This window comes from Desulfonatronospira sp., from assembly GCA_003563255.1.
In the GTDB taxonomy this organism is placed as follows: Bacteria; Desulfobacterota; Desulfovibrionia; order Desulfovibrionales; family Desulfonatronovibrionaceae; genus Desulfonatronospira.
In genome coordinates this window covers 1-3342 of record PWSL01000324.1, presented here as the reverse complement: position 1 = coordinate 3342, position 3342 = coordinate 1, and the positions used below count along the sequence as shown (strand labels likewise).

The 3342-nt window shown below is 44.2% G+C and carries 4 protein-coding genes and 1 pseudogene; all 5 read left to right on the top strand.

Features of this window, described 5'->3' with window-relative positions; all coding sequences use genetic code 11:
* Positions 1 to 56 precede the first annotated feature (56 nt).
* The 5 genes and pseudogenes from QZP87_RS09465 to QZP87_RS09445 all read left to right on the top strand — a co-directional run bounded on the left by QZP87_RS09465 (position 57) and on the right by QZP87_RS09445 (position 2805).
* A pseudogene (locus tag QZP87_RS09465) lies at positions 57 to 976 on the top strand (transposase).
* Positions 977 to 1171: 195 nt separating this feature from the next.
* Positions 1172 to 1411, top strand: a complete 240-nt coding sequence (locus tag QZP87_RS09460; RefSeq protein WP_291322675.1) for an AbrB/MazE/SpoVT family DNA-binding domain-containing protein — start codon at positions 1172 to 1174, stop codon at positions 1409 to 1411.
* Positions 1411 to 1746, top strand: a complete 336-nt coding sequence (mazF, locus tag QZP87_RS09455) for an endoribonuclease MazF (protein ID WP_291322674.1) — start codon at positions 1411 to 1413, stop codon at positions 1744 to 1746. The genes QZP87_RS09460 and mazF overlap by 1 nt, the downstream gene beginning before the upstream one ends.
* A gap of 448 nt (positions 1747 to 2194) precedes the next feature.
* On the top strand, positions 2195 to 2422 hold the full coding sequence (locus QZP87_RS09450; RefSeq protein ID WP_291322673.1) for a hypothetical protein: 228 nt from the start codon (positions 2195 to 2197) through the stop codon (positions 2420 to 2422).
* Positions 2419 to 2805 (top strand): type II toxin-antitoxin system VapC family toxin, encoded by a 387-nt coding sequence (locus QZP87_RS09445; RefSeq protein ID WP_291322672.1) that lies wholly within the window; start codon positions 2419 to 2421, stop codon positions 2803 to 2805. Before QZP87_RS09450 ends, QZP87_RS09445 begins: the two co-directional genes overlap by 4 nt.
* The last annotated feature ends 537 nt before the right edge of the window (positions 2806 to 3342 follow it).

The window sequence follows — 3342 nt, the reverse complement described above, 5'->3', positions numbered from 1 at the left end:
TGGTATGCCCTGTGCGCCTCAAGCTAAGATTTGAGCAGTCTTTTAAATAGGCTCAAATCTTATTTAACCGGGTGAACCATGTGATATCCCGCACTGCTCTGCCAGGCTTGCCTTTGGGCGACATTGAGAAAAACCGCCTTCTGGAGATTATCAAGTATTTCAGCAGCATTTATTTTGTGGAAGTGCTCGGTTTTTGTATTATGGGCAACCACTGGCACCTGGCTGTAAAGATTTATCAAAGGGACTACGCTACCAGGCAGGAGGTCCAGGAAAGATTTGTCAAACGCTATGGCGATGATGTTCATTTCGGAGACCATGAGATGGAAAAGTTTAGCAAGAAATGGACAGATCTTTCTGAGTTCGTCCGAGAGATCAAGCAGACCTTTTCCATGTATTACATTAAGCGACATAACAGACGGGGCTTCTTCTGGGGTGAGCGATTTAAGTCCATGATTGTCCAGGAAGGCAGCACCCTTGTGAACATGCTGGCCTACATAGACCTGAATCCTATACGAGCCGGAATAGTCAAAAAACCGGAAGACTACCGCTGGAGTTCACTTGGCTATCATACCCAGACCGGAAACAAAGACGGTTTCTTATCCATAGATTTTGGCCTCAAGGACTGGAACGAATTGGATCCCAAAGAGATTGTCCGCAAGTACAGGCAGTTCGTCTATGAAACAGGCGCTGTGGATGCTGGCAAAGGCAAAAAAAAGGTTGTGGAAAAAGCCAGGAAGAAAGGCTACAATATTTCCAGGGTTGAACGCTTCAGATACAGATGCCGGTATTTTACTGACTCCGGGGTGATCTGCGGGAAAGATTTTGTGCAGGAGGCCCCAGTAAAATGAAAAGAAATTTTACGGGGTAAATATTTGACCAGGTCAAGCATCTGCTGGGCTCCAAGAATGAGCGTAAATTTACGTCCGTAGGTGGTGTGGAGGGTTTGTACTCTATGAAGAGACTGGGCGCTTTATAGCCAGTGCCTTTTAATTTCCTCTTGCCTGCCCCTTCAACACTACTATATAACTGACCAGATTCCGTGGATCTATGGATGATGGAAGTGAACTCTTTATTGCTACTTGCCAAATAATCCGGGATGTTCTAAATAGTTATATGTTATGTAGAGAAATTGAGTTAACACACTCAAAGTGTTTAATAAAAGGAGTATGGTATGGAGGCAAAGGCAATTAAGGTAGGAAATAGATTGGCATTCATTGTACCTGAACCAATCGCCGAAAAGTGCGGAATTTTTGAAAACACCTCTGTTGATATTTCGCTAAGAGATGGCGAAATTGTAGTCAGACCCCAGCGTAAAAAGTATATACTGTCCGAACTTTTGGCAGAAATCACCCCGGATAATATCCATAAAGAAGTAGGCAGTGGCGAACCTGTTGGACAGGAAATGCTTTAATGTATGTGCCTGATCGCGGTCATATCGTATGGTTGAACTTTAATCCCCAAACCGGGCATGAACAGGCTGGTCATCGCCCTGCACTGGTGCTTTCCCCCGCTTCATACAACGGTAAAACAGGACTCGCATTATTTTGCCCTATCTCGAACAAAATTAAAGGGTACCCTTTTGAGGTCATGATCAAAGGCGACACTTCAATCTCAGGTGTTGCCTTGGCTGACCAAGTCAAAAACCTGGATTGGCGCGCCCGTGGGCTGAAGTTTGCTGCTTCGGTGGATGAGAGCATACTCGAAGATGTTATAGCCAAGTTTGAAGCATTATTACGCTCTGCTTAATAAAAGAGAGTGAGCAATGGGACATTGTGTTGCCAGTATCCAGCTATATCCCGCTATACCCCGCCTGCCTTTAGTATTTTTTTTAAACGTACCCCGCATACCCCGCCCTTGAGGTAGTTCCCAGAATGTCAGAGAGGAGCCAAGGGACATTATGTTGCGAGTTTACCCGGTTGAACACGGCTGTGCCGTAGACCTTCGGTCTGTTCAACTGGGTGAAGTTATGTTGCCAGTATCCCGTATATCCCGCTTAACTAACCCCGCCTGCATTTAGTAGCTTTTTATTTTTTATGGGTTCGGCTCTTCTTTTTCGACAGCCAAGTTTAAGCTTCCCCATGACTGATTCTTATGGATTTTAAAATCAGGCTTGTTGGTTATTGGAAAATAATTTCCTCTTGACAGACCAATAAATGGCCATCATGCTGGAATCAAATATGGAGGTCATTCACTTATGGATACCTTGAGATTTAGAACGAAACCTGTGGATCGGCGCATCCTGATTGAACTCCCAGAAGAAATGGCTGATGAAGCTGTTGAGGTGATTGTTCGTACGACAAAAACCAAAACTTCTAAAACGAAGTTAAGGCGGGTGCCGCCAAAGGAACTACAAGGCACGATCATCCATGATGATTTAATTGCACCGACTGTTTCGGAAGAAGAGTGGGATGTATTGCGATGATATTGCTGGATACCCATATCTGGGTTCGATGGTTAATTTCTGAAAATATTGGAGTAAAACTGACTGAGCTCATTGAATATTCTGATGAGATCTGCGTATCTTCCATCAGTTGTTGGGAAATTGTGACTCTTGCAAAACGTGGTCGTTTGGAACTTCCAATTCCTGCACAACAATGGATAGAAGTGGCCCTTTCAACTGAAACAACCTGTTTACCCTTGGACCAACAAATTGCTGTGCTATCTGCAAATCTTCCTGACCATCACCGTGACCCTGCCGATAGGATTATTATAGCTACCGCCATCACACACGAAGCTGAGCTAATCTCATTCGATAAGCAGTTCAAAAAATATGATGAGCTTCATGGATTGCTCTTGTCCGCATAAGCGGGCAGATGGGGACATTATGTTGCGAGTTTAGTTATGTTGCCAGTATCCCGCTATACCCCGCCTGCCTTTAGTATTTTTTTTGTGTGAGGCCAGGTCTCTGAGACCAACAACTGCTTGTTTTTATTGAGTTTAACCCTCAAAAATAGCCCATTTTCACCCCTTACAGACAACTTTTGCCCCTGGCACCACCCGGATCTATACGTAACCATTCAAGATTATTATCAATTAACATTAAAAATCCCATTTCATGCATGGTATGTTTTGGGCAATTAAGACGACTTTTCCCCATTTCATGCATTGCCTGATGTGGGCAATTCAGCCCTTTCGTTACCCCTTTCAAGCATGGTATGTTTTGGGCAATTTATGTAGGCCAGGTCTTTGAGACCAGCAAGTGAAGACCATTGACAAAAAGGTCGTGGAAAAGGCCCGTAAAAAGGGCTACAAGATATCCAGAGTTGAGCGCTTCAGGTACAGATGCCGGTATTTTACCGATTCTGGGGTTATCGGCGGAAAAGACTTTGTCCAAGAGGTATT